Origin of the sequence: Lacticaseibacillus camelliae DSM 22697 = JCM 13995 (assembly GCF_001436615.1) — a bacterium.
Classification (GTDB): Bacteria; Bacillota; Bacilli; order Lactobacillales; family Lactobacillaceae; genus Lacticaseibacillus; species Lacticaseibacillus camelliae.
Genome location: NZ_AYZJ01000053.1, coordinates 1 through 5,567, shown reverse-complemented (window position 1 = coordinate 5,567; position 5,567 = coordinate 1). Strand labels below are relative to the sequence as shown.

Sequence of the window (5,567 nt, the reverse complement as noted above, 5' to 3'; positions counted from 1 at the left end):
ACCATGCGATTACTACCGACGCATGGCTTAACAACCTAGACCACTATCAAGGATTCATTATCATCGTTGCACTTGGCTTGAAAATTGAGGCATTTATAACAATTTAATGTCATATTTGATAGTTTCAAATTCTGGTAAAGTCAGTGAAGTTGCATAGTTCACTCTATCAAATTTTTTAAAGCCCGAATTGTCAAATTAAGTGCAACAGTGAAGACTCATCCATGTGAATTGGTTTAGGTAGTGGGCAGGGATTCCTCCAGGCCCAGGGGGGAGGCCTGGAGCGCCGCGATTGCGCTGCGGTATCCAAGGCACTTCCTTAACCGGTGGTTTAAGACATCTTGGATCTTACGAATCTTCTCCTTAGAGACTTCCCATAGTGATTGACCCTTTGGAATGAATTCTCGAATCAAGCCGTTGGCATTCTCGTTACTGCCACGTTCACTGGGTGTATAGGGATGGCAGTAGTAGATCTTTGTTCCTCTGAGTTGGTCCAAGAGGGCGAACTCAGAACCGTTGTCGAAGGTGATGGAGTGGAATAGATAAGGATCATGTGTGTTCAGAACGTATTGCATGGCCTCTAAGCAAGTCCGGGCGTGATAGTTTGGGATCTTGTAGATCAGCTCATAACGTGTGACACGTTCTGTCAGGGTGAGTAATGCTGGTTGGTCGGCAGAACGCTTCCCCTTCACCAGGTCGCCTTCCCAGTCACCAACAAACCAGCGGTTATTGATTTGTTTGGGCCGCTTGTCGATGGACGTTCCAGCGATGCGTTTATTCTTACGCGCATGACTACGGCCTGGCCTTTTCTCGCGACGCCGCAACTTCTCAGGCAGATCCATGTTGGTCACTGACAACAGTCCGGCATCAATGTAGCGATACACGGTCGGCGTTGAGGGGCACGAACGATTAGGCCAGAGTTGCTGGAACTGATGCACGTACCCATCAATACTTTGTTCACGATACGCATGCTTCTTGATCTGAGCGGTCAGCCAGTTAAAGAAGTAGGTACACTTCTCCAACATGCTCTTGGCGTGGGAATGGGTCTGTCGTTCTTCGTGTTGTCGTTGGGCAGCATCAAAGAAGTAATCCTTGTAGTAATGATAATTCGAATCCCGTTGCTGGACTCGGCCGCGCTTAAGCTCACGGCTTACCGTACTAGGGGAATGATGGATGATGTGTGCAATATCGCGAATGGAATATTCATGGGAGTGCCAAAGCGCATCAATTATTCCGCGCTCGCCCTCTGTGAGTTGAGTGTACGAGCCGAGACTGTTAGACTGATTGTGGGTCATGAAGGTCACCTTTCTTGGTAGTTTAGTCGCTTCAAGGATAGGTCTTCATGGCCTATTTTGTTAAATCAACCCGGTCGATTGGTCTAACTCAATCGGTGTTGCACTTCAATTTTAAATCCGGCTCTTTAATTTGAACCATAAAAAGCCTCCTTGTGTACTTGATGACTCAAGCATACAAGGAGGCTACGGCGCGAACCATATACCCGTTTAACGACCGCTTACGTTTATGTCTTGGCGGGGGGGGCCAACGATTTGCTTGACTTGACGATCTTGGGGGAGTGCCAAGGGATGGGAGATATCCAGAAAAATTACTTCGTAATGTGCTTGAAGGCTTCCGTCTGAGCCTTAATACTAGTCTCCGCGGCGAGCCGTTCAATGCTGGAGGCCCCGAAGAATCCGTCAATGCCGTTTACCCGCTGGATGACGTACTGGGCATCCTTGGGTTCAGCGATTGGTCCGCCGTGACAGATTACCATCACATCAGGGTTCACAGCCCGCCCGGCATCAAGAATATCTTGGACCTTCTTGACGCAGTCATCCAGCGTCAAGGCCGTTTTCGCCCCAATGGCGCCCTTGGTAGTCAGTCCCATGTGGGCGACCAGGATATCGGCACCGGCCTTAGCCATGGCGGTGGCTTGTTCTGGATCAAAGACGTAAGGTGTAGTCAGCATATCCAAGTCGTGGGCTTTACGAATCATGTCGACTTCCAAGTCATAACCCATGCCGGTCTCTTCCAGATTTTTACGGAAGGTACCATCAATCAAGCCAACGGTCGGGAAGTTCTGGACACCATTAAAGCCTTGATTCTTCAATCCTTTGAGGTATACGTCCATGATCCGGAAGGGGTCAGTCCCGTTGACACCGGCCAGGACTGGGGTATGCTTGACGACCGGGATAACTTCGCGACCCATTTCTTCCACAATCGCATTGGCATCGCCATAAGCCAGCAGACCAGCGAGGGAGCCGCGGCCAGCCATCCGATATCGGCCCGAATTGTAGATAACGAAAACATCGGCGCCGCCGGCTTCGCTGCTTTTTGCTGTAATCCCGGTACCGGCACCGACGCCGATCAGGAATTCTCCATGGCTTCTTTTTTCCTTGAAATCAGCAATGATTTGTTTTCGAGTACGCTTATCCATTATGCAGTAACCTCTTTCTTTGTTTTATCTTGTTTGGCCTTGATCAGGGCCAATAATTCATCGTCAGCCACCTGCGTAAACTCTGGATCATTAATGTTCATATCCAGTTCAATAACCTTAACGCAGTCGTTAGCCAGCGTGTCCTTAAACGCCTTGAACAAGGCTGCGTCTTCTTCCGGTCCAAAGAATGGCTGACCCGCCGCATCAATCTTCGAAACCCCTTTCAATGGGATCATCACGGTCACCGGCGCCGTGGCTTTGTTCACTTTACGAGCAATTTCCTGCCCGAGCTGAACATTTTCGGCCACAGTGGTCCGCATCAAAGTCGTTGTCGGATTATGTTTAAAGAAATTTCGATCCTTAAATTGCGCCGGCACTGAATCATACGGACCAAAGTTGACCATGTCCAGTGCCCCAAACGAAATTACCTGAGGAATCTGCGCGGCGATGCCAGCTTCTAAGCGATGCGGCCCAGCAGAAAGGATACCACCCACCAAGTTGTCGGCCATCTCGGTTGTTGTCAAATCTAAGATACCGGTAAAGTAACCACCCTTGATCAAATGCTCCATAGTCCGCCCACCAGTACCAGTAGCGTGGAAGACCAGTGTTTCATAACCTTTTTGATCCAACAGTTCCCGGGCATGATCAACGGCGGGGGTAGTCACGCCGAACATGGTTGCGCCGACCAAAGGCCGAACATCGACATCTTGGACAAAGTGAGCATTCACCATACCGGAAATGGCAGCGGCTGCGTTGTCATAAATCACTTTGGATAATTTGTTCAAACCGGAAACATCGACAATTGATGGCATCATCATGATGTCGCTGGTCCCAACATAAAAACTAGTATCACCGGAAGCCACGGTGGACACCATAATCTTAGGCACTCCGATTGGCAACTCACGCATTCCTGGAGTAACCAGAGATGTGCCGCCAGAACCGCCAAAGGAAAGGATCCCATCGAAGCGATGCGCCTGATACAATTTTGGCAGTATCTTGGCAAATCCCTGACTCAAAGTGGCGGTGGCCTCACCCCGATCCGCATCACGGATGGACTGGATAGAAACACCCATTGCATCCGCCAAGACGGACGAATCAACATCGGGTACAAAGAACGGCTGATACACACCGGTGTGAATGGTGAAAACTTGATTACCTAACGATTCCAGAATTTGTTTGACATATGCAAACTCTCGACCTTTAGTATCGAACGTGCCGGCTAGTGCGACTGTTCCCACGATTGCTTACCTCCTTCTGAAGCTTACAAATTCAGTCTACGAGGTAAGCCCTTACTTGAAAAGGTTTACATGTTCGTATCAGTAGTGTCTATGTTAGAAGATTGAATTTGATATTTTTTAGGGGAAATGCCGAAATATACCCGGAAGACTTTATTGAACTGGGCATAATCCGAATAACCGACGAGTTGGGCGATTTCCTTCAGTGGCAAAGATGTCGATTTAATGAGCTCTACTGCCTTATTGAGTCGAAACCGAATGAGGTAAGTCGTGAAGGATACTCCGGCTTTCTTTTTAAATAGGGTACTCAGGTATGAAGCAGACATATGCAGCATATCAGCTAATTCTCCGATATAAACCGGCGCAGCATAATTTTCATCAATATAGCGCTTGATAAAGTCAGTAGGGGGGTAATAGTTTTGCGCGCCCTCCAGAATTTGAACAGTGAGGGTATCACTGGCCGTTGTTTCTGCCGATTTGAAAGCACGCATTTGTTCGCTGATCGTTTGCTCCGGGATTAATCGTTCAAAGGTCGACCCGCCAATATAACCTTGAATTGCTGGAACACGATTGTACAAATAGCGCACTTCGGTGAGATCGTTGATAATACCGCCGTAAATCATCAGGAAGCTGTGACTGTCGGCCGCTTTCAGAGCCTGGCAGATTTCATTGACCCGTTTGATCATACTGGTAAAACTGCGCACTCGCCTAGCACCTAGCAAACCGCCTTCTGTGAGACCGAGGTGAATACAAATAATATCTGTTGGAATTTGAGCAGCGAGGATGGCTTCATCAGGCGTTGTGACAAATGCCGCCGTACACAGCTTACGTTCATGGGCCGCTTTGATTAAAACCATTTCCTGCGCAAAGGTTGCACCTTCCTCAGTCAAAGCCTCTCGAAATTGGCCGTCAATCAAGGTAACAGTTGGGTAGTTCACCACACCGACAATGGGCAGCTGCTGGAGCAGCGTCAGCAACTGCTTGGGTGATTGCGTCGGGTCGGTGGCGTTGAGGCCGACAAAAGTCGGGAAGCCATTAACGATTGGCAGAATTTCTTGGCGGGCAATGGTCATGATCTGCTGATTGCTGTTGGTGAAGGCAAGGTAACCACCGAGGGAACTGCGGCCCATCTGACGAAATTTACCGGAATTCAGGACCATCACAAAATCAGCGCCAGAATTTTTTGCGTGTAAGGCGTTCATCCCCGTGGCGGTACTCACGCCAAGCAGATGATTTCCTTGGCGGATCTGTTGATGCAGGGCGTTCAAAAATTTGCTTTGAATCGTCAAGTTAGTGTCTTCCTTTCACTGCTCCTGTTCGTATTATCCCACAGAAGAAATGGGAAATGGGAACTAGAAACCAGCAGTCACCTGAGAATTGTTAACTACGGGTCAACCCCAGTATCCTCAATTTTGTTTACTGCGCTGTATCGCCGCAATCAGCCGGCCAATGTTCTCAGAGACCAGTTCAATATCTGATGCGGCGTCTGCGATTGCTTTTGCCAACGATTTAGCCGCCGTTGCCGTCGGAAAAATCGCATCAATGGCGTCTGGTCGATATAGAATGCTGAGACCGTCTCCAATATTACCGGAAAGGACGATCACTGGCGCCGTTGGGGCAACTGATTTAGCGGCGAGTGCCACACCAAAGGGAGTTTTGCCGTACTGCGTCTGGGAGTCGATGCCGCCTTCACCGGTAAAGACAAAATCAGCGTCTTGGACCCGTTCCTTCAAATGGGTGTATTCAATCACGAGGTCAATGCCTTTTTTCATTTGTGAGTTAGTAAAGGCCATCAATCCTGCTCCAAGTCCGCCAGCGGCACCAGCCCCGGGTGCATGGGCAATGTTTTTCCCCAGTTTACAATTCAAGTGCAACACCTTAGCGACTAGACCAAAAAGGCC

The 5,567-nt window shown here is 49.0% G+C and carries 5 protein-coding genes; all 5 read right to left on the bottom strand.

What is annotated here, in order from left to right:
- Window positions 1-233: 233 nt before the first annotated feature.
- Complete coding sequence (locus FC75_RS09000) at window positions 234-1,292, bottom strand: IS30 family transposase (RefSeq protein ID WP_056989697.1); 1,059 nt, start codon at window positions 1,290-1,292, stop codon at window positions 234-236.
- 308 nt (window positions 1,293-1,600) lie between these two features.
- Window positions 1,601-2,431 carry a phosphoenolpyruvate hydrolase family protein gene (locus FC75_RS08995; RefSeq protein WP_027829589.1) on the bottom strand — a complete coding sequence of 277 codons (831 nt, stop codon included), beginning with the start codon at window positions 2,429-2,431 and terminating at the stop codon, window positions 1,601-1,603.
- Window positions 2,431-3,669 (bottom strand): Tm-1-like ATP-binding domain-containing protein, encoded by a 1,239-nt coding sequence (locus FC75_RS08990; protein ID WP_027829590.1) that lies wholly within the window; start codon window positions 3,667-3,669, stop codon window positions 2,431-2,433. The genes FC75_RS08995 and FC75_RS08990 overlap by 1 nt, the downstream gene beginning before the upstream one ends.
- Window positions 3,670-3,734: 65 nt before the next feature.
- Window positions 3,735-4,955 (bottom strand): phosphoenolpyruvate hydrolase family protein, encoded by a 1,221-nt coding sequence (locus tag FC75_RS08985; protein ID WP_235808727.1) that lies wholly within the window; start codon window positions 4,953-4,955, stop codon window positions 3,735-3,737.
- 117 nt (window positions 4,956-5,072) lie between these two features.
- Window positions 5,073-5,567: glycerate kinase (locus FC75_RS08980; RefSeq protein WP_162261107.1), on the bottom strand; the 495-nt coding region annotated here is incomplete at its 5' end.

Coding starts and splice junctions, on each gene's coding strand:
- FC75_RS09000 (WP_056989697.1), bottom strand. CDS start 1,292: ATGACCCACAATCAGTCTAACAGTCTCGGCTCGTACACTCAACTCACA.
- FC75_RS08995 (WP_027829589.1), bottom strand. CDS start 2,431: ATGGATAAGCGTACTCGAAAACAAATCATTGCTGATTTCAAGGAAAAA.